The sequence below is a fragment of the Corynebacterium sp. ACRQP genome, assembly GCF_022345915.1.
Taxonomy (GTDB): domain Bacteria; phylum Actinomycetota; class Actinomycetes; order Mycobacteriales; family Mycobacteriaceae; genus Corynebacterium; species Corynebacterium lehmanniae.
Map to the genome: position 1 here is coordinate 191729 of NZ_JAKRMZ010000001.1, position 25303 is coordinate 217031.

The window sequence follows — 25303 nt, forward strand, 5'->3', positions numbered from 1 at the left end:
GCATGACCACGCACGTGCCCGCGAAACCTGACGTGGCTGAGGACGCCCGCCAGACCGCGATTGACAGCTACCTCAAGCGCGGGCGGAAGAAGTCCTTCGCCATTGCCGGCCTGCTGGTCGCGGTAGTGGTGAGCTTCCTGTTTGCCGTTGTGGTCGGCCCGATCGACATCGCTGCGGCCGACGTGTTTAACGCGGTGTTCCGCCCGGAGCGGGTGGACGAGCAGACCCTGGTGGTGATTCGCACGCTGCGCCTGCCGGCCGCGGTGATGGCGGTGCTGTGCGGTGCCGCGCTGGGGCTTGCGGGCGGCCAGATGCAGACGATTTTGGACAACCCGCTGGCGGAGCCGTTCACCCTCGGTATCTCGGCCGCAGCGGCGTTCGGCGCCGCGCTGTCCATCGTGATGGGCTGGTCGCTGGTGGCCAACCCGCAGTTCAACCTCGCCGCCACCGCCGCGCTGGCGGCGCTGATCGCCGTGGCGATTGTGGCGGGCGCTTCAGTGTGGCGCGGTGCCACGGCCGAGTCGATGATCCTGCTCGGCATCGCACTGTCCTTCTTCTTCCAGGCCTTGCTGTCGCTGCTGCAGTACGGCGCCAACGTCGAGGCGCTACAGCAGATCGTCTTCTGGACTATGGGGTCGATGCAGCGCGCAAATTGGACAGCGAACATCATCCTCGCTGTTGTCCTCGCTGCGGCGATCCCGTTCTGCGTGGCCAACGCGTGGCGCCTGACCGCGCTGCGGCTTGGCGACGACCGCGCCGCCGCCCTCGGCATCGACGTCAAACGCCTGCGCCTTGCCACCCTGCTCGTCGCATCGTTTTTGGCGGCCGCGTCTGTGGCGTTTACCGGCATCATCGGGTTCATCGGGCTCGTCGGACCCCACGTGGCGCGCATGCTCGTGGGCGAGGACCAGAAGTTTTTCCTCCCCGCCGCGGCCGCCGCGGGCGCGATGCTGCTGAGCCTGGCGTACGCCGTGTCGCTGTCTATCATCCCCGGCCTGGCCATCCCGATCGGCATCATCACCTCGCTGGTCGGCGTGCCGTTTTTCGTGTTCCTCATCTTCACCCGTGCCCGCCGGAAGGGGGCCTAAAACCATGACTGTTAGCGCGCAGAACCTCTCCGTTTCCTACGGACGGTCCACCATCGTGCACTCGTTGTCGTTCGGCCCGCTCGAGGGCGGGACGGTCGTCGGCCTGATCGGCCCCAATGCCGCCGGCAAGTCGACGCTGGTCAAAGCCATCGCCGGGATTAAAAAGCCGACGGCGGGGTCGGTGACCATCAGCAAGGGCGGCACGGAGCTCACCGGCAGGGACCGCGTGGAGGCGATCGGCTATGTGCCGCAGGACCTGTTGAGCAGCGCCACGCTGACCGCGTTCGAATCGGTCATGGTCTCCGCCCGCCGCCGCGGCGTCGACGGGTGGGATCCGCTGGAGCGCACCGCCGATGTCATGCACCGTTTGGGTATCACGCATCTGTCCGACCGGCTGGTCTCGGACATGTCGGGTGGTCAGCGCCAGCTCGTCGCTGTTGCGCAGATGCTGGTGCGCGAGCCGAGCGTCATGCTTCTCGACGAACCCACGTCCGCCCTCGACCTACGCCACCAAGTCGAACTGCTCCAGCTCATCTGCGACGAGGTCCGCGGGACCGACCGGGTGGCGCTGGTGGCCATCCACGACCTCAACCTCGCCGCCCGCTACTGCGACGAGCTACTCGTGCTCAAGGCCGGCCGCCTCGTCGGCCAAGACACACCCCATGCGGTGCTCACTCCCGACCTGCTCGAAGACGTGTACGGCTTCCGCGCCCGCGTCCTAGACGACGCCGGTGTGCCCGTGGTCTGCCCCGTGTAGGGAGGACAAGTGGGGTGTGGCTAGCCCCACTGCGGGTTGTCCACGTCCACACCTTCAGCCGCCGCGTGGGCGGTGACCAGCTCGAGCAGGTAATCCTGCGCGCCGTTGTACGCCTCGTGGAAGCGGGGGTCGCCAACGTACATGCGCGCGAGGATGAGTTGGCGAGCCGGGGTGGCGTCGTACCACTGGGCGATGCTGGCGCGATGCCGCTCCACTAGGGCCGCGGCTTCTTCGGAGCCGGGTTCCACGCCGGCGTCACGGGCTTTGACCAGGTCCGCGGCGAGCGCGTCCTGTTCATCCTTGAGGCGCTTGAAGTCGCCTTCGCCCATCTGCGCGAGCTTTTCCTGGGACTGCGCCCACTCCGGGGTATCACCCCAGCGCTGCTCGGCTTCTTCCTGGTAGGCGGGCATATCCTCGCCGAGGTACTTCTTCATTGCGTCCATGTTGATGGTTCCTTTCGTTGCGTTGTCAATGAGGTGCTGGACAGATGCGAGCTGGGCGTCGAGCGTGCGCCGTCGAGAAGCGAGTGCTTCCTGGTGGTGTTTGAGGGCGCGGGTGAGGGTGGCCCCGGAGGCGTCGAGAAGCTTGGCGATCTGCGCAAGCGGCACGCCGACGCCGCGGTAGAGAGCGATGGCCGCGCCGCGCTCGAGGTCGGCCTCGCTGTAGACGCGGTGGTCGGCCCAGGTGCGCGCGGGCGCGATGAGGCCGATCGCCTCCCAGTGGCGCAGCGCCTTCGTGGATACGCCGAGGGCCTCCGCGGCTTCGCCAATCGTGTACTCGTTACCATCTGCCATGATTGCGATTGAACAGCTTGCCGTAGGGGCAAGCGCAAGTTGGGAGCGATGATGGACGAAATCCGCGTGGGCGATGCCGAGCGTTCGGACGCGCTGGACCGGCTGGGCACCCTGTTCGCGGACGGCTACCTCGATGTGGGCGAGTTCGAGGAACGCACAGGTCAGGCGGCGGTTGCTCGCACGCGCGGGGAGCTTTCGGTGCTTTTCGACGACCTCCCGGCCGAGCCCGTCGCATTGGATAAGCGCGAGCCGTCTGAGGTTGAACTGGAGGAAAAGCTCTCCGCGAAGCGGAAGTTGGACACCGCGATCTACACCACGTTGATCGGCGGCCTAGCGGTATTTTTCGTGCTGCAGATCGGGCTCGACCTGGACTACGCCTGGGTGGTGTGGCCGGTGGTGGGCATTCTCGCGGTCGCTTGGTACGCCGTCTTCGACATCTCCGACGAGGAGGACGAGATCCTCGAGGAACTGCTGGAGAAGGAACGCTCCGATCGCGCCGAGCGGCTGAAACTCGCCGCCGAGCGCCGCAAGGAGCTTGGGAAATAACCGGGAGTTTCCTGTGCCCGACGGTTAGAGTGGGTGCATGATGTTGCGACGCGTGGTGGCGCTGGGTGTGGTTGGTTCTGTCGGGCTGGTTTCGGGTTGCGCGGGGGGTGGCGAGCGCGAAACCGTGGTGGTCACGTCCACGCAGTGGGTGGATCCGGATTCGGGCGCGGTGGCGGAGCCTGATGCGGGCGAGACTAAGGCTGAGGGCGAGGCTGAGAACGCCGCCGATTGGCGCACCGAGTACGAATGGGTCCTCTCCCACCCCGGCGACTACCCCGTGAACGCCGCGGCGCAGTACACCCCCGACGGCACCTACGAGTACGCCCTGGTTGAGGCCACCGGTGGCGGCACGCCCGAACTCCTGCTCGCGGTCGGTGGCAGCGACACCACACCGGTGATCGTGTTCACCATCGGCGACGACGGCAAGGCGCGCGCGTCCACGGACGTGCTCATGATGGGCGCGCCCGGCAACGGTGGCGGCCGGTTGGCGGTGCGGGCGTCTGCGAGTGGCAGGGGCGTGTACCAGATCAGCGGGTCGTCGCTGGGCAAGGAATCCGTTTCTGAGCTGTTTACGTTGCATGGCACGTCGCTAAGCGGAGGCGCAAAGGAGACCTTCCCTAGCGAAGGCCACCTCCCGGACCACCAACTCATCGACTGGATCCCGGTGAGCAACCCGCAGCCGCTTCGCGACGGCAACCTGACGGTGCTTCCACCCTCCGGCGAGAGTGCGAGCGGGGGTGATTCGCAAACTGCTCCTTCGATTCAGATCGAGTTCGTGGGCAATGTGGTGCGCAAAACCGGTGAAGAGCTTATGGCGCCGCGTGGCTTAGACATGCCCAACGGCCAGGATCCGCAAAGCGAGTACTTTTTACTTTGGCTGGATCAGCCCATGTCTGTGACGGGGTTTGTCGGTGGCGGCACCGATACAAAGGAGATTCAGTATGTCGCGTTAGGCAGCCGCGAGCTGTGGCCGCGAGGCCCTGAAGAGAAAAACATTGAGTGGGAAGGCCGCGTTGGCGAGAGAATCAGAATTCTGAAAGACAAGGACGATATCGGCTTCCCTTCCGATACTTCGATGCCTCTCGGTGCCCTGTGGATCTCGCCCGAAGACACGTTTGAAGTGCTGAATTAACCCACCTTCGAACAGGTGTTCTAATTCTGGGATGGCCGTGTCGGCCGCGTTGTTAGATTGAGTTCATCACTTTCAAACAACCACACTCCCGGTAGGAAGGAGGGGCCATGACCAGCGAGATTACCCGGTGCGTCGACGAGATTTCTTCAGCGCTGCGCACGCTTAGCACACTGTTCGAGGACCCCTCCGCCCTCGCATTTGAGGACGTCCGACACGACATGGAGCGCCTGGAGGAGCAGTTCAAAAAGAAGGCATCTATCGACGCAGCATTCGCCTTCATCGCCGACCGGGACGATGCCGGGCGCGTCGTCGGGGCCAATTACCCGAACGCGTACCTGCAACAGTGCCTGGACCTGTCCAAGAGCGAGGCCTACAACCGCCTCGAGCGCGGCCGGTTGCTGTACGGCGCACCGCCGGAGCCCACCCCTCCCCTGCCCGAAGACGAGGAGGACCTGTTCGACTTGGCCGGCGAGGATGCCGAGGCCGAAGCCCAGGCCGCCGCTGAAGAAGAGCGCGCCCGCCAGAAGAAAGCGCGCGAGAACTCGTCGAAGGTCAGCGCGGAAAAGCAGGACATTATCCGCCGCGAGCTGGACAAACTGCTCAAGGCCGCGTCCTGCGAGCGAACCCGCATTCATTCTGAGGCTATGGAGGAAGCACTGCACCGCAGCCCCGAGGACCTGCGCCTGTTCGTGCGCAAGGCGGTGAACGCGGCGAACCGGAAGCACGCGCCCCACTCCAACCCGAACGCCGGGTTTGAAAAGAGGAGTGCCACCTTTGGCCGTCGCAAGGCAGACGGCATGGTGGACATCCACATCAACGCCACCGCCGGCCACGCGGCGCTAATGAAGGCGCACATGGACAAAGGGCTGGCGCCGAACTCGAACCTGCCGGAGGAACTGCAGGGCGAGGCGGATTCGCGCACACCGGAGCAACGCCGATTCGATCAGTTTTTCGCCATCTTTGAGCAGTACGAGGAGCAATGCCAGAAGTCGAACGACGGCGCCGCCTCCGTGGTGCTTGCGCTGACTCTCGACGACCTCGCGGACGGCGACGCCGCGATGCTCTTCGACACCAACACCGGCATCGAGGTGGACTGCTTCGACCTCGTTCGCCTGGGCATGGACGGTACAACCGACTTCCTGCTGCAAGTCGACGGGGTCAGCTCCGTGCCGCTGTGGATGGGGCGCACCAGCCGGCTGGCGTCGGTGGCCCAGCGCATCGCAATGTTTGCGGTGCAAGGGGTCTGCTCCTGGCTCGGGTGCACCGCGGCCATGTCGGAGTGCGAGGCCCACCACATCCTCGCGTGGATCAAAGGCGGAAACACCGACATCGAAAACCTCACCGGGCTATGTCGCGAGCACCACAGGTGCAACAACGACCACAGAGACGGCTCCTTTAACAAGGGGTACATGGATTTCGACCCCAATACGGGCAGGTCAGGGTTCCGACGGCGCCCGAGCGACCCGTTGCAATTTAACCAATCAGTCCCGGCGAAACATTCGGCGGTGAGCAGGATTTATGCCGCGAAGGGCAGGTGCGAGTGCGCCAAACACACTGGCCGCGACCCCGCGTTCTACCCGCCCGACCACCCGCCGATGAAAGATGCCTGGACACCGATACGGGTGTGACACCCCTGAGCGTAGCGTGGTCGGCATGCGCATTTACACCGTGGGCCACTCCAACCTCGACTTCGACGACTTCACCGCGATGCTTTCCGCAGCCGGGGTGAAGTCCATCGTTGACGTGCGCAAACTCCCCGGGTCCCGCAAGTACCCGTGGTTCAACGACGACCACCTCGCCGCGCAACTACCCGAGCACGGCATCGCGTACAGTCGCAGCGAGGGCCTCACCGGCCGCCGCAACGTCTCACACACCGTCCCCTTCGAGCTCAACGGCAACTGGCGCAACCGCAGCTTCCACAACTACGCCGACCATGCCCTCGGAAGCGAGTTCGCCGACGCCCTCGCCGAACTGCGCCAGCACGCCGCCGAAACCCCCACCGCCGTGATGTGCTCCGAAGCGGTGTGGTGGCGCTGCCACCGCCGCATCATCGCCGACCACCTCATCGCCCACGGGGACGAGGTTGGCCACATTATGGGGACCACGGCGGAGGGGGCGTCGATAAGCAATGCAACCTTGAACGACGGCGCCGTCGTCGGCGACGACCTCCTTGTCCGCTACCCAGAATTCACCTGAAAGAAACCTCACCGCAAAACGGCCTTTCTAAGGTTGCTCTCACACAACCTACCTAAGAAAGAAAGGCCCCTCGTGTCCGCCCGTTACCGCATCCAGCTGATCACCGCGACCACCACCGCCGCCCTCGCCGCCGCCTTCACCCCGTTCACCCCGGCGGCGCTGGCGGCCGAGACCTCCGAGTTCACCATCTCCAACGTCACTGACTTCCACGGCTACTGGGAGGAAACGAAGTACGTCCCGGGCGCAGCCCACCTCAAGTGCGCCGTAGACGAGGCCGCCGCGGGCAAGACCCACGTCTTCACCTCCGCCGGCGACAACATCGGCGCCTCCCCCTTCGCATCGAAGCTGCTCAACGACGCCCCCACCCTGGAGATCCTCAACCGGATGAACCTCCAAGTCTCCGCACTGGGCAACCACGAGCTCGACGAGGGCGCCGAGGACTTCTCAAACCGCGTCACCAAGGCCGCGGACTTCGACTACCTCGCCGCCAACGCCAAGACTGTGAAGAACACGAAGGACTACGTGGTCAAGGACCTCGACGGCGCGAAGGTCGCCTTCGTGGGCACCATCACCGACGACATGCCGAACCTGGTCAACCCGAAGTCCATCGAGGGCATCGCCTGGAACGACCCGGTCGCAACCACGAACAAACTCGCCGAGCAGCTAAAAGATAGCGGCGAGGCCGACGTGGTCATCGCACTCGTGCACGAGGGCGGCATCAAGGCCGACGAGTTCTCGGACGCCGTCGACGTGGCGTTCCTCGGCCACTCGCACCAGTCGATCGAGCCCACCGGCGAGAAGCCGCTTTTGATCCAGGCCGGCTCCTACGGCGCCAACCTTGCCAACGTGGACCTGAGCTTCGACCGCGCCACCAAGAAGCTGACCGTGAGAAACGCCGAGCTTCTCGACGCCGACACGATCCGCGCCTGCGACACCCCGCAGCCCGAAATCGACGCCGTGGTCAAGGACGCGCTGGCGAAGGCCGGCACCGAGGGCAAGAAGGTCATCGGGCACACGGACGAGGACCTGTACAAGGCGGGCGACAAGGAGTCCCAGCTCAACAACTACATCGCGGAAGCGACCCGCCAGGGCGTGACCCAGAACTCGTCGGTCACCGCCGACATCGGCGTGATGAACGCGGGCGGCGTCCGCGCCGAGCTCGAGGCCGGCGACGTCACCTACGAGCAGGCGTTTTCCGTCCAGCCGTTCGGCGGCGAGAACACCTACGTCGAACTGAAGGGCTCCGACGTGGTACAGGCGCTGGAGGAGCAGTGGCGCGACGACCCGGACCGCCCCATGTTTCCGCTGGGCATTTCCGACAACGTCTCCTACACCTACGACCCGGCCGCGCCGGTCGGCTCCAAGATCACCTCCGTCACCGTCGACGGCGCCCCGATCGACCCGGAGAAGACCTACGTGGTGGCCGGCTCGACCTTCCTGCTCGCCGGCGGCGACAACTTCAAGGCCTTCACCAAGGGCTCCGAGCCCGCGAACTTGGGCTACGTGGACCTCAACGCGCTGGTGGAGGCGCTCAGCTCCGGCCAGAAGCAGCGCACCGGCCAGTCCAACGTGGGCGTCCACCTCCCCGCCCCGCTCACCGCGGGCAAGGAGGCAACCATCGAGCTCAGCTCCCTGCTCTTCGACAAGGGCGAGGCCGCCACCACCGCCACCGCAACGCTTGGCGACGCCTCCGGTTCCGCCTCCATCTCCCCCAACAACGGCGACCAGACCGCCAACGAGTACGGCACCGCCACCGTGAAGCTCACCGTCCCGGCGGGGATGTCTGGCGCCCAGGAACTGCGCATCACCACTGACGCCGGCACCGAGGTGACCGTCCCCGTCGAGGTCGCGCCCGCCGCGGGGCAGGCCGAGCCGAGCAAGCCCACGCCGAACGAGCCCGCCCCGAGCAAGCCCGCCCCGAGCACGCCAGAGCCCGCTGCCGACAACGGCTCGAGCACCGGCAACCTCGGCTGGATCATCCCGGTGGCCATCGCGGGCGCCTTCGGGCTGGCCAACCTGGTGGCACTGCTGTTCCCGTTTGCGGTAGACGGGGTGCTGGGGCCGATTGCTAAGCGCTAGCCCTCGTGCTTGCGGCGGGTGGCCATGAACAGGCCGGCCGCCACCAGCGTGAGCGCGCCGAGGCCGAGCACCACGTAGCGCAGGAAGGCGGCGGGCTCAGAGGATTCGCCCCCTGAAGCAACTCCAGCATCCGCCGAACCCGCGACCACGCCGCGGATCCATTCGGCTTGCTCCGCCACCGGTGCCACCGCCACCGCGCCGTTGGAGTTCATCTCCTCCTCGGTCGGGTTTTCCGGGTCCTCGAACAGGCCCGCCGACATCACGCCGGCGACCTTGCCGCCGGAGAAGATGGCGCCGCCGGAGTCGCCAGGCTGGATCCGCGCCCCGTGCTTTAGAGCGACGTCGAGGGCGGACGGAGCGTCGAAAAGCGCGAGCGGCGATTCTCCGCGCACCGTCGCCTCCGCGGCGGGCAGCTTGGTCGAGCCGCCGGAGCCGTCGGAGGACCAGCCGTAGATATTCACATCACCCGACGGCACCGTGTCCGCAACCGTTGCGTAGGTGGAAAGCCCCAGGTCTTCGGTGGTGTGCAGCAGCGCGATGTCGCCGCGGGGCGCGACCTCGTGGCGGTCCACCTGGAACACCTTCTGGTCCTCGCCCTGGCCGGTGCGCACCGAGCCGCCGGGCTTGGCGGCCGCCTCGACGCAGTGGCGGGCCGTGATCACCCAGTGCGGGTCGATGGCGGTGCCGGTGCAGACGCCGTCGTCGGGGTCGGAGTCGTCCACGCGCACTGAGACCACCGGTTCGGCTTCCGCCGCGTCGCCGGCGAACTGCTCGGATTCCATCGCCCACGCGGGCTGCGCCGCCAATGCGACACCAACTGCAACACCAACTGCAACACTAAATGCCAACTTTTTCATCATTTTCCTTTCCAACCACCGCCGTAAGGCGGCGAACAATACTTTCCATCGGCCCGCGCCGGAACACGGCGAGCCAGCCGTACGCGATCACGGCGGCGCCGATCACACTCACCCACACCCCGACCCACTGCGCGCTCAGCACGTGCAGGCAATACAGAGTCAGCGTCATCCGCCCCAGCGGCGCGAGCCACCCCAGCCATCGCCCCGCCAGGCAGCACAGGGAGCAGATGCCTATCGACGCCCCGGCGGTCCCCACCACATCGACGAGCCCGCCGGCGTGGCCGGTGGCGTCGAGAAGCAGGGGCAACGGCACCCACCACCGCAGCGCAACATCGGCCGCGAACAGCACGCACCCGATGGCCGCCCCGGCGCGCAGCGGCATGCGGCGCGCGAACAGGATCCCGGCGACCATGAGCACTGCCCACATCAGCGGCGGGTACGGCGAGCTGGACGGGGCCAGCGCCGCGGAGCCCAACGTGCCGGCGAAGGCGAGCCAGGCAAGCCACGCCGAATCCAGCCTCGGCGCCCACGCGAGGACGATCATGCAGATCCCGATCGTGCCCAGGACCACCTCGATGGTTCCGGAGAACGGCACCAGCGCGAAGTGCAGCGCAATCAGGCACGCCCCGCGCACCACGAACTGCGCCGGCCGGGCGCGCATGAGCCCCATGGACACCCCGGCGAGGAACGCGAAGAGCCCCGCGGGGAAGCCGAACAGCAGCTGCGCAGCGACGCCGCCCGGCGCGGTGAGGTGCGCGACGATCATCGCCATAAGCGCCACCGCCCGGGCCGCGTCGATTCCAACGATTCTGGTCTGCATGCCGCTTGAAGCTACGAACCCGCGTGTTGCGCCCGCGTTAACCCGGATGTTTACGCGCGCGCAACATCGCGGCGCATACGATCGCAACCATGACAATTCGGGTGCTTATCGTGGACGACGAGGCCTTCCTCGCCGACGCCATCGCCACCGGCCTGTCGCGCGCCGGGATGCACACACGCGTCGCCTACGACGGGTTTGAGGCGCTGAAGCTAATCGACGAGCTGCCGCCCGACGTCGTCGTTTTGGACCGGGACCTGCCCGGGGTGCACGGCGACGCGGTGTGCAGGCACGTCGTGGAGTCCCAGCCCGCCACGCGGGTGATCATGCTGACCGCGTCCGGGGCGCTGGACGACCGGCTGGAGGGCTTCGACCTCGGCGCCGACGACTACTTGGCCAAGCCGTTCGAGCTGCCGGAGCTGGTGGCGCGGGTGAAAGCCCTGGCGAAGCGCAACGCGCCGGCGCGCGGCGAGGTGTACCGCTGCGGGGACGTGCGCCTGGACACCTTCCGCCGCGAGGTGACCCGCGGCGAGACACCTGTGAGCCTGAGCCCGAAGGAGTTCGCGGTGCTCAAGGTGCTCATGGAGGCCGGCGGCGGGGTGATCTCCGCCGAGGACCTGCTGGCGGAGGCCTGGGACGAAAACGCCGACCCGTTCACCAACTCCCCGCGCGTGACGGTGTCGCACCTGCGCAAGAAGCTCGGCGAGCCGCGCATCGTGCACACCGTCACCGGCGCCGGCTATTACGTGGCGGAGGCCGAGCGATGAGGCTGAGCCTGCGGGCGCGGATCACGGTGATGTTCGTGGCCACCGTTCTCGGCGTCGGCCTGGCGCTGATCGGACTGGTGTACGCGTACTTGAAGCTCACCCCGGTGCCGGTGATGGCGTCGTTTCCGGGCGCGGACGACGGCGTGGTCATCGACGGCGCCGTGCCGGTCACCGACGAGATCCTGCGCCGCATCCTCCTCGCCTCCCTCGGGGCGCTCGCGCTGCTCACGGCGCTGGCGGGCGTGGTGGGCTGGTTCGTGGCGGGGCTGGTGATCACCCCGCTGCGCTCGATCGCCGACGACGCCCGCACCGTCACCCGCGGCGACCTTTCCGCCCGCATCGACTACGACGGCCCCCGCGACGAGGTCGGCGAGCTGGCCGAGGCCTTAAACGCCATGCTGGACGAGCTCGCAGACGCCGTCGAGCGCCAGCGCCGCTTCGCCGCCAACGCCTCGCATGAGCTGAAGACCCCGATCGCGACCATTCAGACCGTCGCCGACGTTGCGCTTTCCGGCGGCGACGCTGACCTGCGCCCGGCGCTCGGCCGGATCCGCGAGGTCAACGCCCGCAACGCCGCGACCGTGTCTGCGCTGCTGCAGCTGGCCAACGTGCAGGTCCGCGACCGCGCACCGGTCGACCTGGCCGCCGCGTGCCGCGAGGTCGGCGCCGCCCACGGCATGGCCGTTACCGCCGAGCCGTTGACGGTCGAGGCCTCCCCCACCCTGATCCGCCAGGCCGTGGACAACGTCGCGCGCAACGCCGCGATCCACGGCACCGACGGGTCGATCGCGCTCCGGCGCGTCGGGGCCGGCGCCGAGATCACCGTCGAATCCGGCGGCGACCCGCTCGACCCGGCAGAGGTCGCCACCTGGACCGAGCCGTTTGCCCGCGCCCACCGCACCTCAGGTTCGGGCCACGGGCTGGGGTTGGCCCTGGTCAAGGCGATAGCGAAGGCCCACGGTGGCTCGCTCGAGTTGGCGGCGCGGGCCGGGGGCGGGCTCGTCGTAAAGCTACTGCTCCCTGCGTAGCGCGCCCTCGAAGCGGGCCTTCGCCGCCTCGATGTCCTCGGCGTTGTGGGAGGTGGGCACGTCCGCGCGGTCCGGGAAGACCGCCTTGCCCTGCGGCAGGTTGATCGCCGGCTGGTTCGGCTCCTGGCCGCCCTCACCGCGCAGGTGGGCGTGGGCGTAGTCGGCGCAGTGGTCCAGGAACACGCGCGGCGGGGCGAAGAAGTTGCAGCCGGTCAGCGCCTCGGAGAAGTCCAGGATGCGGTCGTAGTTGCCCTCCGGCTCGCCGATGAACATCCGCCGCAGCATCACCTCGGTAACGCGGGGGTCGCGGGCGTAGCTCATGAAGAAGGTGCCCTGCTTGCCCAGCGCGTCGCCGAAGGAGAGGTTGTTGCGCACGATCTCGAGGCCGTTGCCGTCCTCGTCTTCGACCTGGTTGACGGCGACGTGGCTGTTCGGCGCTTTCTCGTCCAGTTCGATGTCGGAGTGCTTCGTGCGGCCGATGACCTGTTCTTGCTCCTCCACCGGCAGGTCGTTCCAGTCCTTCAGGTTGTGCACGTACTTCTGCTCGACGATGTAGCTGCCGCCCTTCCAGATGCCGTCGCGGATGATCGCCACCTCGACGCCCTCCTGGCCGCGGGGGCTCTCAGTGCCGTCGACGAAGCCGAGCGGGTCGCGGAAGTCCTGGTACTGGAAGGCGTGGACCTCGTCGTGGTAGTCGATGTGGTCTTCCACGATCGCGTTGATGCGGCGCGCCAGCTCGAAGGCGACGTCGAACTCGTCGGAGCGGATGTGGAAGAACACATCGCCCGGGGTGGACGGCGCGTGGTGCTTAGCGCCCTGAAGCTCCACGAACTCGTGCAGGTGCTCCGGCTTGTCCAGCGCGAAGAGGCGGTCCCACATCTTCGCACCGATGCCGGCCACCGCGGTCAGGTGCGCCTTGGGGTAGCGGAAGCCCACGGCGTTGGTCAGGCTGGACAGGCTGGACAGCACCTCCAGCGCCGCCGCCTCGCCGCCTTCCTTGAAGCCGAGGGTGAGAAACAGCGCGTCCCGCGACTGCGGGAGGATCACGGTTTGGGTAACTTCTGCCTGGTTTCTACTCGTCATGGGGGTTAAGTATTCCCTATTGGCGCGAGTTGTGCCGGACCAGGGCTTCCACTACCGGTCCGGTCTCGCCGAAGACGTAGGCCCGAGCGAGCAGGTCGTGAAACTCGCGGCTCACCGACGGGTCCGCGTCGTCGTGCGGCACCGCCATCAGCACACCTGCCCCCTGGCCGATTAAGTAACTGTTCGCGGCGAAGATCGCGGTGCGTTTGTTGCCGTCTTCGAAAGGCTGGGCTCGAGCGACTTCGACGAAGAGGTGTGCGGCGGACCGGAGGGAGTCGTCAAGCTTGAGCTGCTGTTGCATGAGCGCGTCGAGCTCTTCAGCCGTGAGCGCCGCGGGTTCGTGCCGGCCGTGGGCGGTGTGCACGCCGATGCCCTGTTCCGCTCGGCGCAGCTTGCCGGGGTTGAGCGCGGCGCTGCGGGTGAGCTGTGCGTTGATACGCCCGAGATATGCCGCGGTGATTGGCTCGCCGGCGGTGGCGATGACGAACTCCGCAGCCGCCTCCAGGTCCTGCAGCAACGCCAGATCACCGCGGCCACGCACCCCGTCCGTATCGCCCGAGCGAAGGTAGCGGTCGGTGGCAGGACGGCTGGTGGACAGCCCGTCGAAGACGACACCGGCGGTGTAGATGACGTCGAGCAGATCGATCGCGTGCATGCCTTTACGCTACAGCTCCCGGATATACAGCAGCATCCGCGATCCGGCCTCGATGTTGGTGAAGCAGTGCCGCTCGTAGAACCGCCGCGCGCCCGCGTCCACCTCGTCGACGTTGATCTGCATCTCGCCCGCCCCGCGCGCCGCGAGCTCAGACAGCACCCGCGCCATCATCTGCGTGCCCAGCCCGCGGCCGCGGTGCGACGGGGCGACGTAGAGCTCCTCCAGCATCGCCACCGGGCCGTCGTAGTACGGGCTCGGCCGCAGCGTCAGGTACGCGAACCCGACCTCGCCTGCGAGCACCACGAGCACGTCGTCGCGGGCGATGAGCTGCGCGAACCTGCGCTCCAGGTTGTCGGGCACCGGGGTGTCGAACTCGGTGTTGAAGTCGTGCATTAGCTTTGCGACGAGCTCCGCCTCCCCCACCGTCGCCATCCGAATCACGGGCGCAGTCACAACACTGCCCACCCGACCGCCGCGGTGCCGATGACCACCGCCCAGGCCGGGGCCTTGAAGTTTTTCAGCGCCACGAACGCCATGGCCGCGACCGCCATCGTCGCCGGCCCGTGGATGCCGGAAGTGAACACCGGGGTGTACAGCGCCGCGGCGAGGATGCCCACCACGGCCGCGTTCGCGCCGGCAAGGGCGCTGGCGGCGTGCGGGTTGGCGCGCAGCCGGTCCCAAAACGGCATGATCCCGACGACCAGGAGTGCCGCCGGCAGGAAGATCGCCACCGTGGCCAGGGCCGCACCCCACAGCCAGTGAACACCCTCGGCCGAGGCGCCGAGGAAGGACGCGAAGGTGAACAGCGGGCCGGGCACCGCCTGGGCGGCGCCGTAGCCGGCGAGGAAGGTGTCGTGGTCCACCAGGCCGGTGGGCACCGTGGCCTGCTCCAACAGCGGCAGCACCACGTGCCCGCCGCCGAAGACCAGAGCGCCGGAGCGGTAGAAGCTGTCGAACATGCCCCAGCTCGTGCCCATGCGCCCAGTCAGTGGAAGCAGCGCGAGCAGCGCCGCGAACACTCCTAAGCTGACAATCCCTACGGTGCGGCTGGCGGTGGAGGTGCGTGTGGGGGCCGGAGGGGCGTCGATAGGCGAAAGCGCAAAGGTGGCTACGAGCATGCCCGCAACGATCGCGCCGACCTGGGCCGCGGGGTGCGGGACCAGCAGGACGATGAGGAAGGCAGCGAGCGCGACGGCCGCACGCAAGCGGTCCGTGACGATGCTTTTCGCCATGCCCATCACCGCCTGCGCGACGACCGCCACCGCCGCCGCCTTCAGCCCCGCGAGCCAGCCGGCGTCCGAGATGTCGCCGAGGCGCGCCACCCCGAGCGCGAACGCGACCATGAGGATCACGCTCGGCAGCGTGAAGCCCAAAAACGCCGCGAGCATGCCGCCGTAGCCTGCGCGCTTGAGGCCGATTGCCATGCCGACCTGGCTGGATGCGGGGCCCGGCATGAACTGGCAGAGGGCGACGAGGTCAGCGTATTCCTCATCGCTGAGCCACTTGCGCTTATCGACGAACTCGTCCCGGAAGTACCCCAAATGCGCCGTCGGCCCGCCGAAGGATGTCAGGCCGAGGCGGGTGAATATGCGCAGTACTTCCAACACAAGACGAGATGGTAGCGAAGGCAGCTACGCGACGGGCTGCGCCGACGCCTTTCGCCGGAAGAGCGCTATGACCAGCGCGGTCGCGGCCGCCATGGCGACGAAGCTCTCTGCGGTGGCCGCGGCCGACGTGGGCAATCCAAGGTCCTGCACCGTGCCGAACGTGTTCCAGGCCAGGTGCACGGCCACCGCGACCCAGATCCCGTTGAACACCCACACCAGCAGGGTAAACAGCAGCGCGTCGGCGACGTAGTGCGCGATGCCGACCGGGGAGCCGTACGCCTGCGGGTGCACGAGGACGAACGGGACCGCAGCGAGCAGCGCGCCGATCACCGGGTTCCGGGTCCACGCGGTGAACGCCTGGAGGAACACGCCGCGGAACGTCATCTCCTCGGCGAGCGCGGCGAACAGCAGCGCGACCAGCTCAACCGGGAAGTCGGCGCCGATGTTGCCGACCACCTGACCCCACGACGCGCCGTATCCGTACACGCCCACCAGCGACATGACCACAGAGATAACCACCAGGGCCACCGCGAAAGCCGCAAAGGGCACCCACGGCTTCGTGCCCGGCTGCCCGGTGAACACCGACGCGGCCGGCCGGCGCCCGATGAAGCGGACGGCGACAAGCACCGCGAGGATCTCCACAATCACCGACCCGTAGCCGAAGTACTTGTCGGCCGCGCCGCTGGAGGTGTCCACGCCCGCAGCTTCCAACGACAGGTCGAGCACTCCCGTAAACAGCACAGCGAGGACGGCCACCGCGAGGATTTCGCCGAGGGGCCTCCACCACGCGTAGTTCGGTTGATTGCGGGCGGCGAAAAAGAAATTCCCGGTGCGGGACACTGCGGCATGCTCCTTGTCTTTGTTGCGTGTGGGCTAACTGGGCCATGGTATGCCTCGCGGTTGATATGTGCAGAGGCACGAGTCCGCGTCGCCGCGCCCACCGCGCTAGACTCTCCGCCGGAAAAATTCACGAACGCGTTTGGGAGGTCCACGGTTGCACCACTTCAGCCCGCTGTTTGAGATGGGCCCTGCGCGGCGCGACCACATCCCGGCGTTCCGCGTCGCGCTCGGCGTTGCGGCCGCGATGTTTACCCTGCTTGCGCTCGGCCGGCTGGACCTTGCTATCTACGCGAATTTCGGCGCGTTCACCGGGGTCTACGGGCGCCACGCCACACGCCAGGTGCGGCTGAAGCATCACATCCTCGCGGGTTCCGCCTTAACGCTGTCGGTTACTCTCGGCGCGACGATTGCGTGGTTGGATTTGAGTCCCTGGCTGCTCATCGCCGCCACCGCCCTGGTGTCCTCGGCGTGGGCGACGGTGGCGCTGGCGAACGACATGAAGCCGACCGGTTCCGTGTTCGTGGTGTTTTCTGTCGCCGCGGTCGGCTCCCTCAACAACCCGGTCCACCCGGCGCTCGCCTTCGCCATCGCCGGTAGCGCAGCGTTGTTGTGCGTTGCGCTGGGGCAGCTGTCCCACCTCATCGGCGAGGGCCCGGGCGGCGACGCGAAGGAAACCGAGCACCCCTCCCGCGCCCCCGACGCGGGCCGTGTTCCCTGGCGGCGCCTGCGCGTCGAGGCGCGCCGCTTCTTTTTCGCCCCGCTGCTCGCCGGCGTGCTGGGCCTGATTTCCGTGACGATCTTCGACCCGCTATCGCATTCCTACTGGGCGATGGTCGCCGCGGTTGCGCCGCTGGTGAACTCCCGGTTCAAGGTGCAGTACTACCGGGCGATCGAGCGCGTGCTGGGCACCCTGACCGGCATCGCGGCCGCCGGTTTCCTGCTGTCACACCCGATGCAGGGCTGGCAGATCGTCGTGTGGATTGTAATTTTGCAGTACCTCACCGAGATGTACGTGACCCGCAACTACACCATCGCGGCGACGTTTATCACCCCGACGGCGCTGCTCATGATTCAGGTCGTCGACGCCGCCCCCGTCGCGCCGATGCTGCTCGCCCGTACCGCGGAAACTGTCATCGGTGCGATCGCGGCGCTTGTCATCATCGCGGTGGGCTACGTGCGCAAGTACCCCACCGTGGTGTTGCCGGGACGGTAGCGCACTTGCTTCACGACGGCGCTCCGCCCCACCCCGCGGCCCTACCTTCCGTCGCCAGTAGTGATGTTCCAGGCGAGCCCGAACTTGTCCTCGACGACACCGAAGTGCGCGCCCCACGGCGCCTGTGTGAACGGCATGGTGACCTTGCCGCCGCCGCGGGTGAGCTTCTCGATGAGCTGCTCGCCCTCCTCCGGCGACTCCACCTCAGCGGTGAAGCCGAAGACCCCACGGTCCAGCGTGCTGGAGTTGTTCTGCAGGTCGTCGCCGCCGCCGAGCGTGAACGGTCCGGTCAGGGTGCCGTGTGCGACGGCGTCGCGCGGCGGGTCGAACGGGAACTGCGCGCCGCGGTCGAGCTGCTCGCCGTAGGTGATGATGTCGAGCTCGCCGCCGAAAAAAGTGTTCCTAAAGATCCGATTGAGTAGCGAGGAAGCACCGCTCCTAGCCGAATTTGCGCATTCCGAAGGCATGACTGTTTCCGAATTCGCTCGATCCGCCATCATGGAAAAGGTCGAAGACCTCCAAGATGTTGACGAACTTCGTGCTGCTCTCGAGTTCGACTCCGGTGAGAGGTTCACTACGGACGAGATTTGTCGCGAGTTGGGGTGCTAAAGAATCGGAAGCTGTTGACACAGGAGGCGAAAACGTAGGGTGGGCGGCATGAAGGACCTGACCATCGCTCCCGGCCCGGGGATCCCCGGCGGCGTGGTCATAGCCGCCGTCGACCTGACGGAGCGGTTCGCCAAGTCGTCGGGCCCGGGCGGCCAGGGCGTCAACACCACCGACAGCAAGGTGCAGCTCTCCCTCGATGTCGCGGCGTGCGCATCGCTTTCCGACGCCCAACGCCGCCGCATCTTGCGCAACCTCGGACACCGCCTGGACGGCACCGTCCTCACCGTGGCCGCGTCGAACCAACGGTCGCAGATCCGCAACCGCGCCGAGGCGCGCGAGCGTTTGGCCGCCCTGCTGCGCGAGGCGCTCGCCCCGCCGCCTCCTCCGCGCCGGAAGACGAAGCCGACCAGGGGCTCGGTGCGGCGCCGTCGAGAAGCGAAGATGCGTCGCTCGGAGCTGAAGTCCACAAGGAAGCGACCTCAGATTCCCTAGAGCTGTCGCCATCGACCACAAGCTCCCTGGGCCAGTAGGCTTCGGCGCATGGAACAGACTTACACATGGCAGCACGTAAACAACCCCTCAATCCAGAACGAGGCCCGAGTGCAGTTTCACCGAACTGGCTTGACGGCTAGCGGTACCCAGGTCGGGGAAGGGTACGAAGCCACCTGGGAACTGAGTGCTGTAGAGAACTGGGTAACCCAAAACGTGGAGGTCAACGTCGTGGGCGACGGTTGGGAGCGCCACCTTGAGCTCACACGGACCAAAGATGGCGAGTGGACATCGACTACTAAAGAATCGGGTACCCAGCCGAACGGTCTCCCATCCCCTGGCATTGTGCAACCAGCTGATCTTGAAACTGCACTGGACTGTGATCTCGGACTATGCCCATTGACAAACGCGATGCCCATCCGGCGCCTCGGGTTGCTCGAAGAAGATGTCTCCAAGACTCCGCTCATCATGGCCTGGATTGATATGCCTTCCCTCCAGGTGATCGCCTCGGATCAGTACTACAGTTCAATCGACTCACACAAAGTTCGCTACGCAAGCGGAACACGAGGAGTCGATGTAGAGCTCGAAGTAGACGAAGATGGGGTTGTCGTCTACTACCCCGACATGGCTCGACGCATTTAGAGTCGCTGACCTGCTACGCCGAGGCAGCCTGGAACGGCTGAATCCGTTCGATTTCCGCCAGGATTTTGTCTTCTGCCACATCCAGGTCGTACTGGGCCTGTAACCCGAGCCAGAATTGGGGGCTCATCTCGAAAAACTTCGCTAGACGAAGGGCCGTGTCAGCCGTTACAGCGCGCTTACCGTGAACAATTTCGTTGATCCGGCGGGGCGGAACGCCGATGGAGACGGCCAGCTTGTGCTGGGTGATCTCCATTTCCTTGAGAAAGTCCTCCATAAGGATCTCACCCGGATGAACCGGAGGGAGCTTGTCAGTGGTAGTCAACGATCTCAACCTCCTCTGGCCCCGCGGCGGACCACCGAAAACAGATCCGCCACTGGTCGTTGATTCGAATGCTGAACTGACCCCGCCGGTCACCTTTCAACGCCTCGAGCCGGTTCCCCGGGGGAATCCGTAACTCATCAAGCGTCTGCGCGTACCCAAGCTGGCGAAGCTTGCGCAGCGCTACTGAGTGAATGCGGGAATCGATCGAGCGAACCCGCTCTCGATTCCACAGACGCTCAGTGTCCTTGTCAGCGAACGACTGGATCATGTCTCACCCTATCCCCCATAACGCGAAGCGTCAATAACGCACAACGTTAAGTTTGTGCTCACCCGAATGCAAATGCACACCCACTTTACGCAACCACACCGTCGCAAGCTCCGCATTACGGTGATTACCGTGAAGACAATAAACGGGAAGCCGATCAGTGAAGATCAGGTTGATGCTTGGGTCACCGAAGCCGAAAATGGCTACGAGATCGAGTTCTTACGCTCTCGCGGGAGTGACCCTCGCGATTCAAAACGCTCCACTACGCCGGAAGGCTGAGTCCCCGCCTGGAGACCAGGCTGCACTTTCTAAGCCCCGCCCCCATAATGATGCTCATGAGCGACCCGAACCTCACTATCCGGCAAATTACCTTCGACTGTCACGATCCGTCTAGGCTCGCCGAGTTCTGGTCAGCCGCAGCCGGCTGCGAAATCGCCGCGGATTACGGCGATTTCGTGATGGTTGATTCGACTCCAGCGCTAGGGTTTCAGCGCGTCGAGGATCCCACGCCTGGCAAGAACCGCATGCATATCGACGTTGGCGGGGCGGAACGCGAAACCTTAGTGGAGCGCCTCACAGACTTGGGCGCTACCGAACTCACCACCCACGAGGCGCCAGGACTCGTATGGACCGTGATGCAGGATCCGGAAGGCAACGAGTTCTGCGTGGGCAGCCCCGAGGCCTAGTTACACATTGAACTTGAACTCCACGGTATGTAGTTGCAAAGTAACTTTCTCGAGAACCTCGCCACCCACGTCGCTCCCGCGTTGGGTGGCAGCCGAACCACAAAGGATCAGTCATCTGCTATCCCATCGACTAATTCTTGCAGGTCGCAGGACCTTCGCGTAACTGTCAGTTCAGCACACTTTGAATAGTTCAGCACACGATGTATTGTTCAGCACATGCTGACTATTGCTTCACGCCTCGACGTCATGAACCGGCTCGGCCGGGCCATGGCGGATCCGACGCGTTCCAGAATCCTGATGACACTACTCGACGGCCCGAGCTACCCGGCCGTACTTTCGCGCGACCTGGGCCTGACCCGCTCAAACGTCTCGAACCACCTGACCTGCCTGCGTGACTGCGGCATCGTCGTTGCCGAGCCGGAGGGCCGCAAGACACGCTACGAAATCGCCGATCCGCACCTCGCGGCAGCGCTCAACGCGCTGGTGAACGCGACGTTGGCTGTCGACGAAAACGCCCCGTGCATCGACCCTGAGTGCTCGGTGCCCGGCTGCGGCGAGAAGGGAGAGGACGCATGAGCTCGGCGTGTGGATGCGAACACGAACCCGCCACGGAGATCGAAGAACTCGATCGGCCATGGTGGAAGGACCCCGAGTTGCTACTGCCGATCTTCTCCGGCGTAGCCCTCTGCATAGGCCTGGCGCTGGGCTGGTCCGGGCTAGAGACACCCGCGACAGTACTGTTCTGGGGCGGCCTGCTGCTAGGGGCGTATACGTTCGCGCCCGGCGCGATCCGGAACCTTGTCACGAAGCGCAAGCTCGGCATTGGTTTGCTGATGACCATCAGCGCGGTCGGCGCGGTAATCCTCGGTTACGTCGGAGAGGCCGCGGCGCTAGCGTTCCTGTACTCGATCGCCGAGGCGCTGGAAGACAAGGCGATGGACCGGGCGCAGGGCGGGCTGCGGGCACTGTTGAAGTTGGTACCGCAGACCGCGACGGTGCTGCGCGACGGCACGTCGGTCGAGGTCGCAGCGAAGGACCTCGCGGCTGGCGAGCTTATGCTCGTGCGCCCCGGAGAGCGGATCGCCACGGACGGCATCATTCGGTCTGGGCGCTCCAGCCTTGACACCTCAGCGATCACCGGAGAATCCATTCCGGAGGAGGTTGCGCCCGGCGACGAGGTGCCCGCGGGAGCGATCAACTCCGCCGGTGTGCTGGAAGTCGAGACGACCGCAGCTGGAACGGACAACTCGCTGACCACACTCGTGGACCTGGTCGAGCAGGCGCAGGCGGAAAAGGGCGACCGCGCCCGGATCGCCGACCGGATTGCCCAACCCCTAGTGCCCGGGGTGATGATCCTGGCGGTGCTAGTCGGCGTGATCGGCTCGCTGCTGGGCGACCCCGAGACGTGGATCACCCGTGCGTTGGTGGTTCTGGTCGCAGCGTCGCCGTGCGCGCTGGCAATCTCCGTGCCGCTGACGGTCGTGGCCGCGATCGGCGCGGCCAGCCAGTTCGGCGTGGTCATCAAGTCTGGCGCGGCGTTCGAGCGGCTCGGCGGCATCCGTCACCTGGCGGTGGACAAGACCGGAACCCTCACCCGCAACCAGCCCGAGGTTACCGGCGTGGTCCCGGCAGACAGGTTTGATCGGGCGCAGGTGCTTACTTTCGCGGCGGCAGTTGAGCAGCAATCGACGCACCCCCTCGCCGCGGCGATCGCGGCAGCGGGGCCCGAAGCGCCCGCCGCCCAGGACATCAGCGAGGAAGCCGGGCACGGCATCAGCGGCACCGTCGAAGGCCGACGGGTGCTGGTGGGCAGCCCCCGGTGGATCGACGCCGGGCCACTGAAGGCAGACGTTGAGCGCATGGAGTCCGAAGGCCAGACCTGCGTCCTAGTCACCGTCGATGACGCTCTCGCCGGAGCGATCGGTGTCCGCGACGAGCTGCGACCCGAGGTGCCCGAAGCCGTGCAGACCCTGCGCGCCAACGATGTGGAAGTGAGCATGCTCACCGGCGACAACACTCGCACCGCCCGGGCGCTGGCTGAAATCGCCGGAATCGACGACGTGCGCGCCGAGCTGCGCCCTGAGGACAAGGCAAGCATCGTCGCCGAATTTTCCTCCAAGACGCCGACGGCGATGATCGGCGACGGCATCAACGACGCGCCGGCACTGGCGGGCGCGACGGTGGGCATAGCGATGGGAGCAACCGGCTCTGACGCCGCGATCGAGTCCGCTGACGTCGCCTTCACCGGCCACGACCTCCGGCTGATCCCGCAGGCGCTGCAGCACGCCCGCCGAGGCAGCAGGATCATCAACCAGAACATCGTGCTGTCTCTGGCCATCATCATCGTGTTGATGCCACTGGCGATCAGCGGTGTGCTGGGCCTGGCCGCCGTCGTGTTGGTTCACGAAGTCGCTGAAGTCATCGTGATCTTGAACGGCCTGCGGGCTGCACGAGCGAAACGCTGAGGCTGTGACCGGCAAGTCTTATAAGAGTTAAACCACGCGCCGAGCGCACACACGTTGGACCAGGCGAGTCATTCGAGTTCACCACCTGGTCCTTCTCGATGCGTGCAGGCACGGGAACTGTGGGTGAACCTAATAGTTCAACGGCCCGATACCGCTTGCAGATTCTACACACGAGGTAGCGGAATGGACCGAGGCCGAACGAAAACCGGAGTTAGAGACAGCGCTCTTCAACCTCCCCCCCCCAATAACGCGAAACGTCATTAACGCTCCGCGTTACACATTAAATTTGAATTCAACGGAGTGGCGAAAGAAGGCTACCTCACTCAGTTGTAAGCGATTCGAGAAACCTGAAAAGTGTGCCGCAAGGCGTTTTCTGCTCGGAAAGGCAACCTCCGCAGGCTAGATCGCTCCCCGTCACGAAGAGCTGGCACCGCCGAAGTTGCCCTCACGCCAGATTCGGACTCATTCTCACAGTCAGTCGCGGAACGAAAACCAACTGAGCACGGTCCTGGCTGCAGCTAGAACTGTTGGTGCCGAAACTAAATACCATCTTCTAACCGCTGGCGAAGCACGACTTCTTCTTCATCGCTGAGCCCGGCAAGTCTTTCACCGTGTTGTTCCTCTTCGAATCGCAGCGCATCCGCCAATGTTTCTTTCAACGGGCGAATCCGCAGGCCCGCTTCGTAGGCTGCGGTGCAATCGAGTAGCGCGATGTTGCGAAACTGTTCACCTGGTACCCACAACGGCAACGATTTTGGGCCCATCCACGGGGTTACATCATTAGCGAGAAGCAGTTCATCAGAGCAAGGTCGCTCCGTAGACTCCGATGCGGTTAACTCCCGCGAAATCTTGAACACATCGGACAAGGAAGTAGCAAACCCCGTAGCATTAAAGGTTCCGAAAGTCCCGACTTCTGCGGACTCAACTATCCAGCCTGCAAGGTCTTTCACATCGATCATAGCGACGGGAAACGCCGGGTCTGGGACGATCACGTTCTCACCCGTGGGATGCGCGAAGCGCCACGGATAGTAACCACTGCGCCCTGTTTCGTCGCCGTAGCCGGCGATCAGACCGGGTCGAACTACCATTACCGACCGATTTGTGCTTCGATAAGTCGTTTCGCAAGCAGACTTTGCGGCTGGGTACTGCCCCATGTTCTCCATGTAGTCAATTTCAAGCGGAGCGACTACAGAATCAGACTCGGAAGAAATACTTCCCTGATCCTCATATACGCTGCTCGAAGACACAAATATACGATGCTTGGCCTGGAGTTTCGCCGCCGCATCCCGCGCATGCTTCGGCTGACTCGTCAGATCCACAATGGTGTCCCAAGTTTTCCCCGCAACCTCATCGTACGCACCGTCACGGTCACGGTCTGAACTCACAAATTCGGTTCCGTTGGGAACCTTCCCGTTACCCCGCGCGAGGCAAGTAACTTGATGTCCTCGCTCGACTGCTGCAAACGCAATGTGCCCTCCAAGGAAACCGGTACCACCGAGCAACAAAAAGTTCATATCCCTAGTTGTACACGAAACCTTCTCACACGTGACCAGTCCTAATCCCAGCGCATCCAAGCTGGAATAAGATGTCAGAGCAGGATTACCCCACCATCTGCCAGAGCTTCTTATTCGGCTAACCTACACATTGAACTTAAATTCCACGGAGTGTCGTCGATAAATAACCATTTGATGCGCGCGTGCGGAATTAACAACGAAATACCGCTAAAACAGACAACATATGGGGTGCACAGAAACACATATAAGTTCTGCGGAAAACCTATAGGGTGCGTCGCTAAAAACCGCTGTGCGCGAAAAACATAAAGGGTTTACGGACACGGTCCCAGACCCCTCAATACTCTGAGCCGGAAGAATGGAAAGTGGAAGGTTGATGTATCCCCACTATTTATTTTTTCCGTTTTCGGAGTACATCGGGAGCTACAACTGCGGACCAGCTCTGTGTGAACTAGATGAGAAGGCGCAGCAGCGAATCATCGACGCTGGACAGTTGGTGCTGCGGGCACGCGAGCGGCACCCCCAGCGGTCACTCGCGGAGCACTACAACCCGTTATCGATGGACCCAATTCTGCTCAAGGCTCACAACAACTTGGACCGGGAAGTCGATAAGGCTTTCGATGTGGCACGCAAACTCACCAACGAGCGCCAGCGCCAGGAGCTACTGTTCGCCAGCTACGGGGAGTTGGCGAGGGGCTATGTCTCCTCGCTTTCATCAAAATCGAAACCACCAGCAGGGTCGTTCCCCGTGCGGGTGATTTTGATCGGTCCCGCTGCTGGGTGTAGAACCCTGTCGCTGGCAACGCCGGGAACTATGACTGTGCCCGACGAGAACACGTCACTGCCATAACGCGG

29 protein-coding genes are annotated in these 25303 nt (G+C 65.1%); 17 read left to right on the forward strand and 12 right to left on the reverse strand.

All coding sequences use genetic code 11. The annotated features are described in order from the left end of the window. Positions 1 to 2: 2 nt before the first annotated feature. Both MHY23_RS00900 and MHY23_RS00905 read left to right on the forward strand, forming a co-directional pair. A complete protein-coding gene (locus MHY23_RS00900) occupies positions 3 to 1088 on the forward strand; it encodes an iron ABC transporter permease (RefSeq protein WP_239306026.1) in 1086 nt (361 codons plus the stop codon). A gap of 4 nt (positions 1089 to 1092) precedes the next feature. Then, entirely contained in the window at positions 1093 to 1845 is a 753-nt protein-coding gene (locus MHY23_RS00905) for an ABC transporter ATP-binding protein (RefSeq protein ID WP_181888141.1), read from the forward strand. Positions 1846 to 1865: 20 nt separating this feature from the next. Here MHY23_RS00905 and MHY23_RS00910 read toward each other — a convergent pair whose 3' ends face one another. Next, complete coding sequence (locus tag MHY23_RS00910) at positions 1866 to 2639, reverse strand: MerR family transcriptional regulator (RefSeq protein ID WP_239306027.1); 774 nt, start codon at positions 2637 to 2639, stop codon at positions 1866 to 1868. Positions 2640 to 2687: 48 nt separating this feature from the next. On the opposite strand from MHY23_RS00910, the gene MHY23_RS00915 reads away from it, so the two are divergent. The 5 genes from MHY23_RS00915 (at position 2688) to MHY23_RS00935 (ending at position 8592) form a co-directional block, all read left to right on the forward strand. After that, complete coding sequence (locus MHY23_RS00915; protein WP_239306028.1) at positions 2688 to 3185, forward strand: DUF1707 domain-containing protein; 498 nt, start codon at positions 2688 to 2690, stop codon at positions 3183 to 3185. A 37-nt stretch (positions 3186 to 3222) separates the two neighbouring features. Beyond that, a complete protein-coding gene (locus MHY23_RS00920) occupies positions 3223 to 4317 on the forward strand; it encodes a hypothetical protein (RefSeq protein WP_239306029.1) in 1095 nt (364 codons plus the stop codon). A gap of 107 nt (positions 4318 to 4424) precedes the next feature. Then, positions 4425 to 5945 carry an HNH endonuclease signature motif containing protein gene (locus MHY23_RS00925; RefSeq protein WP_239306030.1) on the forward strand — a complete coding sequence of 507 codons (1521 nt, stop codon included), beginning with the start codon at positions 4425 to 4427 and terminating at the stop codon, positions 5943 to 5945. A gap of 25 nt (positions 5946 to 5970) precedes the next feature. Beyond that, entirely contained in the window at positions 5971 to 6513 is a 543-nt protein-coding gene (locus MHY23_RS00930; protein WP_239306031.1) for a DUF488 family protein, read from the forward strand. Positions 6514 to 6585: 72 nt separating this feature from the next. Further along, complete coding sequence (locus tag MHY23_RS00935; protein WP_239306032.1) at positions 6586 to 8592, forward strand: bifunctional UDP-sugar hydrolase/5'-nucleotidase; 2007 nt, start codon at positions 6586 to 6588, stop codon at positions 8590 to 8592. Here MHY23_RS00935 and MHY23_RS00940 read toward each other — a convergent pair. Both MHY23_RS00940 and MHY23_RS00945 read right to left on the reverse strand, forming a co-directional pair. Beyond that, a complete protein-coding gene (locus tag MHY23_RS00940; RefSeq protein WP_239306033.1) occupies positions 8589 to 9452 on the reverse strand; it encodes a trypsin-like serine protease in 864 nt (287 codons plus the stop codon). The genes MHY23_RS00935 and MHY23_RS00940 overlap by 4 nt on opposite strands. Beyond that, positions 9430 to 10269 (reverse strand): DUF418 domain-containing protein, encoded by an 840-nt coding sequence (locus MHY23_RS00945; protein ID WP_239306034.1) that lies wholly within the window; start codon positions 10267 to 10269, stop codon positions 9430 to 9432. The genes MHY23_RS00940 and MHY23_RS00945 overlap by 23 nt, the downstream gene beginning before the upstream one ends. 95 nt (positions 10270 to 10364) lie before the next feature. Between MHY23_RS00945 and MHY23_RS00950 the strand changes: the two genes are divergently transcribed. Together MHY23_RS00950 and MHY23_RS00955 are read left to right on the forward strand one after the other, a co-directional pair. Further along, positions 10365 to 11033, forward strand: coding sequence for a response regulator transcription factor (locus MHY23_RS00950; protein ID WP_239306092.1), 669 nt, complete (start codon positions 10365 to 10367; stop codon positions 11031 to 11033). Further along, positions 11030 to 12061, forward strand: coding sequence for a HAMP domain-containing sensor histidine kinase (locus MHY23_RS00955; RefSeq protein WP_239306035.1), 1032 nt, complete (start codon positions 11030 to 11032; stop codon positions 12059 to 12061). The genes MHY23_RS00950 and MHY23_RS00955 overlap by 4 nt, the downstream gene beginning before the upstream one ends. Here the strand turns inward: MHY23_RS00955 and MHY23_RS00960 are convergent. Genes MHY23_RS00960 through MHY23_RS11950 form a run of 5 tightly spaced genes read right to left on the reverse strand, consistent with a single transcriptional unit; the run spans position 12044 to position 16246 of the window. Next, a complete protein-coding gene (locus MHY23_RS00960) occupies positions 12044 to 13144 on the reverse strand; it encodes a Dyp-type peroxidase (protein WP_239306036.1) in 1101 nt (366 codons plus the stop codon). The genes MHY23_RS00955 and MHY23_RS00960 overlap by 18 nt on opposite strands. Before the next feature lie 16 nt (positions 13145 to 13160). Then, positions 13161 to 13799: a Fic family protein gene (locus MHY23_RS00965; RefSeq protein ID WP_239306037.1), complete on the reverse strand. Its 639-nt coding sequence runs from the start codon at positions 13797 to 13799 to the stop codon at positions 13161 to 13163. A gap of 9 nt (positions 13800 to 13808) precedes the next feature. Then, positions 13809 to 14231: a GNAT family N-acetyltransferase gene (locus tag MHY23_RS00970; protein WP_239306093.1), complete on the reverse strand. Its 423-nt coding sequence runs from the start codon at positions 14229 to 14231 to the stop codon at positions 13809 to 13811. A 17-nt stretch (positions 14232 to 14248) separates the two neighbouring features. Then, the gene (gene chrA, locus MHY23_RS00975; RefSeq protein WP_239306038.1) at positions 14249 to 15406 is read right to left on the reverse strand and encodes a chromate efflux transporter; all 1158 of its coding nucleotides are present in this window, start codon (positions 15404 to 15406) and stop codon (positions 14249 to 14251) included. Between the two features lie 24 nt (positions 15407 to 15430). Next, a complete protein-coding gene (locus MHY23_RS11950; RefSeq protein WP_239306039.1) occupies positions 15431 to 16246 on the reverse strand; it encodes a CPBP family intramembrane glutamic endopeptidase in 816 nt (271 codons plus the stop codon). Between the two features lie 154 nt (positions 16247 to 16400). On the opposite strand from MHY23_RS11950, the gene MHY23_RS00985 reads away from it, so the two are divergent. Further along, a complete protein-coding gene (locus MHY23_RS00985) occupies positions 16401 to 17459 on the forward strand; it encodes an FUSC family protein (RefSeq protein ID WP_181888128.1) in 1059 nt (352 codons plus the stop codon). Between the two features lie 41 nt (positions 17460 to 17500). On the opposite strand, the gene MHY23_RS00990 is transcribed toward MHY23_RS00985, so the two are convergent. Next, the gene (locus MHY23_RS00990; RefSeq protein WP_239306040.1) at positions 17501 to 17926 is read right to left on the reverse strand and encodes a VOC family protein; all 426 of its coding nucleotides are present in this window, start codon (positions 17924 to 17926) and stop codon (positions 17501 to 17503) included. Between MHY23_RS00990 and relB the strand changes: the two genes are divergently transcribed. From relB to MHY23_RS01005, 3 genes are read left to right on the forward strand one after another with little or no spacing between them, the layout of a single operon-like run. Beyond that, a complete protein-coding gene (gene relB / locus MHY23_RS00995; RefSeq protein WP_239306041.1) occupies positions 17832 to 18068 on the forward strand; it encodes a type II toxin-antitoxin system RelB family antitoxin in 237 nt (78 codons plus the stop codon). The genes MHY23_RS00990 and relB overlap by 95 nt on opposite strands. Before the next feature lie 48 nt (positions 18069 to 18116). Further along, positions 18117 to 18560 (forward strand): alternative ribosome rescue aminoacyl-tRNA hydrolase ArfB, encoded by a 444-nt coding sequence (gene arfB, locus MHY23_RS01000; RefSeq protein WP_181888127.1) that lies wholly within the window; start codon positions 18117 to 18119, stop codon positions 18558 to 18560. A 48-nt stretch (positions 18561 to 18608) separates the two neighbouring features. Beyond that, the gene (locus MHY23_RS01005; protein WP_239306042.1) at positions 18609 to 19199 is read left to right on the forward strand and encodes a putative glycolipid-binding domain-containing protein; all 591 of its coding nucleotides are present in this window, start codon (positions 18609 to 18611) and stop codon (positions 19197 to 19199) included. A gap of 13 nt (positions 19200 to 19212) precedes the next feature. Here MHY23_RS01005 and MHY23_RS01010 read toward each other — a convergent pair whose 3' ends face one another. Together MHY23_RS01010 and MHY23_RS01015 are read right to left on the reverse strand one after the other, a co-directional pair. Next, positions 19213 to 19473 carry a HigA family addiction module antitoxin gene (locus MHY23_RS01010; RefSeq protein ID WP_239306094.1) on the reverse strand — a complete coding sequence of 87 codons (261 nt, stop codon included), beginning with the start codon at positions 19471 to 19473 and terminating at the stop codon, positions 19213 to 19215. Positions 19474 to 19507: 34 nt separating this feature from the next. Further along, entirely contained in the window at positions 19508 to 19789 is a 282-nt protein-coding gene (locus MHY23_RS01015; RefSeq protein WP_005290974.1) for a type II toxin-antitoxin system RelE/ParE family toxin, read from the reverse strand. Between the two features lie 332 nt (positions 19790 to 20121). Here MHY23_RS01015 and MHY23_RS01020 point away from each other — a divergent pair, with 332 nt between their 5' ends. From MHY23_RS01020 to MHY23_RS01030, 3 genes are all read left to right on the forward strand, one after another. Continuing rightward, entirely contained in the window at positions 20122 to 20472 is a 351-nt protein-coding gene (locus MHY23_RS01020) for a VOC family protein (RefSeq protein ID WP_181888124.1), read from the forward strand. A gap of 216 nt (positions 20473 to 20688) precedes the next feature. Next, complete coding sequence (locus MHY23_RS01025) at positions 20689 to 21048, forward strand: helix-turn-helix transcriptional regulator (protein ID WP_005291009.1); 360 nt, start codon at positions 20689 to 20691, stop codon at positions 21046 to 21048. After that, a complete protein-coding gene (locus tag MHY23_RS01030; protein WP_239306043.1) occupies positions 21045 to 22937 on the forward strand; it encodes a cation-translocating P-type ATPase in 1893 nt (630 codons plus the stop codon). The genes MHY23_RS01025 and MHY23_RS01030 overlap by 4 nt, the downstream gene beginning before the upstream one ends. A 539-nt stretch (positions 22938 to 23476) precedes the next feature. Here MHY23_RS01030 and MHY23_RS01035 read toward each other — a convergent pair. Next, the gene (locus tag MHY23_RS01035; protein ID WP_005291014.1) at positions 23477 to 24451 is read right to left on the reverse strand and encodes an NAD-dependent epimerase/dehydratase family protein; all 975 of its coding nucleotides are present in this window, start codon (positions 24449 to 24451) and stop codon (positions 23477 to 23479) included. 373 nt (positions 24452 to 24824) lie between these two features. Here MHY23_RS01035 and MHY23_RS01040 point away from each other — a divergent pair, with 373 nt between their 5' ends. Then, positions 24825 to 25298: a type IIL restriction-modification enzyme MmeI gene (locus MHY23_RS01040; RefSeq protein ID WP_228496377.1), complete on the forward strand. Its 474-nt coding sequence runs from the start codon at positions 24825 to 24827 to the stop codon at positions 25296 to 25298. Positions 25299 to 25303: the final 5 nt, after the last annotated feature.

Excerpts from the sequence above, each read along its gene's own strand:
- MHY23_RS01030 (WP_239306043.1), top strand. The coding sequence starts at position 21,045 with ATGAGCTCGGCGTGTGGATGCGAACACGAACCCGCCACGGAGATCGAA.
- arfB (WP_181888127.1), top strand. The coding sequence starts at position 18,117 with ATGAAGGACCTGACCATCGCTCCCGGCCCGGGGATCCCCGGCGGCGTG.
- MHY23_RS00920 (WP_239306029.1), top strand. The coding sequence starts at position 3,223 with ATGATGTTGCGACGCGTGGTGGCGCTGGGTGTGGTTGGTTCTGTCGGG.
- MHY23_RS01015 (WP_005290974.1), bottom strand. The coding sequence starts at position 19,789 with ATGATCCAGTCGTTCGCTGACAAGGACACTGAGCGTCTGTGGAATCGA.
- MHY23_RS01035 (WP_005291014.1), bottom strand. The coding sequence starts at position 24,451 with ATGAACTTTTTGTTGCTCGGTGGTACCGGTTTCCTTGGAGGGCACATT.
- MHY23_RS00910 (WP_239306027.1), bottom strand. The coding sequence starts at position 2,639 with ATGGCAGATGGTAACGAGTACACGATTGGCGAAGCCGCGGAGGCCCTC.
- MHY23_RS00955 (WP_239306035.1), top strand. The coding sequence starts at position 11,030 with ATGAGGCTGAGCCTGCGGGCGCGGATCACGGTGATGTTCGTGGCCACC.
- MHY23_RS00970 (WP_239306093.1), bottom strand. The coding sequence starts at position 14,231 with ATGGCGACGGTGGGGGAGGCGGAGCTCGTCGCAAAGCTAATGCACGAC.
- MHY23_RS00940 (WP_239306033.1), bottom strand. The coding sequence starts at position 9,452 with ATGATGAAAAAGTTGGCATTTAGTGTTGCAGTTGGTGTTGCAGTTGGT.
- MHY23_RS00990 (WP_239306040.1), bottom strand. The coding sequence starts at position 17,926 with ATGCCTTCGGAATGCGCAAATTCGGCTAGGAGCGGTGCTTCCTCGCTA.
- MHY23_RS00960 (WP_239306036.1), bottom strand. The coding sequence starts at position 13,144 with ATGACGAGTAGAAACCAGGCAGAAGTTACCCAAACCGTGATCCTCCCG.
- MHY23_RS01010 (WP_239306094.1), bottom strand. The coding sequence starts at position 19,473 with ATGGAGGACTTTCTCAAGGAAATGGAGATCACCCAGCACAAGCTGGCC.
- MHY23_RS00905 (WP_181888141.1), top strand. The coding sequence starts at position 1,093 with ATGACTGTTAGCGCGCAGAACCTCTCCGTTTCCTACGGACGGTCCACC.
- MHY23_RS00930 (WP_239306031.1), top strand. The coding sequence starts at position 5,971 with ATGCGCATTTACACCGTGGGCCACTCCAACCTCGACTTCGACGACTTC.
- MHY23_RS01020 (WP_181888124.1), top strand. The coding sequence starts at position 20,122 with ATGAGCGACCCGAACCTCACTATCCGGCAAATTACCTTCGACTGTCAC.
- MHY23_RS01005 (WP_239306042.1), top strand. The coding sequence starts at position 18,609 with ATGGAACAGACTTACACATGGCAGCACGTAAACAACCCCTCAATCCAG.
- MHY23_RS00900 (WP_239306026.1), top strand. The coding sequence starts at position 3 with ATGACCACGCACGTGCCCGCGAAACCTGACGTGGCTGAGGACGCCCGC.
- MHY23_RS01025 (WP_005291009.1), top strand. The coding sequence starts at position 20,689 with ATGCTGACTATTGCTTCACGCCTCGACGTCATGAACCGGCTCGGCCGG.
- relB (WP_239306041.1), top strand. The coding sequence starts at position 17,832 with ATGTCGAGCTCGCCGCCGAAAAAAGTGTTCCTAAAGATCCGATTGAGT.
- MHY23_RS00915 (WP_239306028.1), top strand. The coding sequence starts at position 2,688 with ATGATGGACGAAATCCGCGTGGGCGATGCCGAGCGTTCGGACGCGCTG.
- MHY23_RS00945 (WP_239306034.1), bottom strand. The coding sequence starts at position 10,269 with ATGCAGACCAGAATCGTTGGAATCGACGCGGCCCGGGCGGTGGCGCTT.
- MHY23_RS00965 (WP_239306037.1), bottom strand. The coding sequence starts at position 13,799 with ATGCACGCGATCGATCTGCTCGACGTCATCTACACCGCCGGTGTCGTC.
- MHY23_RS00925 (WP_239306030.1), top strand. The coding sequence starts at position 4,425 with ATGACCAGCGAGATTACCCGGTGCGTCGACGAGATTTCTTCAGCGCTG.
- MHY23_RS01040 (WP_228496377.1), top strand. The coding sequence starts at position 24,825 with ATGTATCCCCACTATTTATTTTTTCCGTTTTCGGAGTACATCGGGAGC.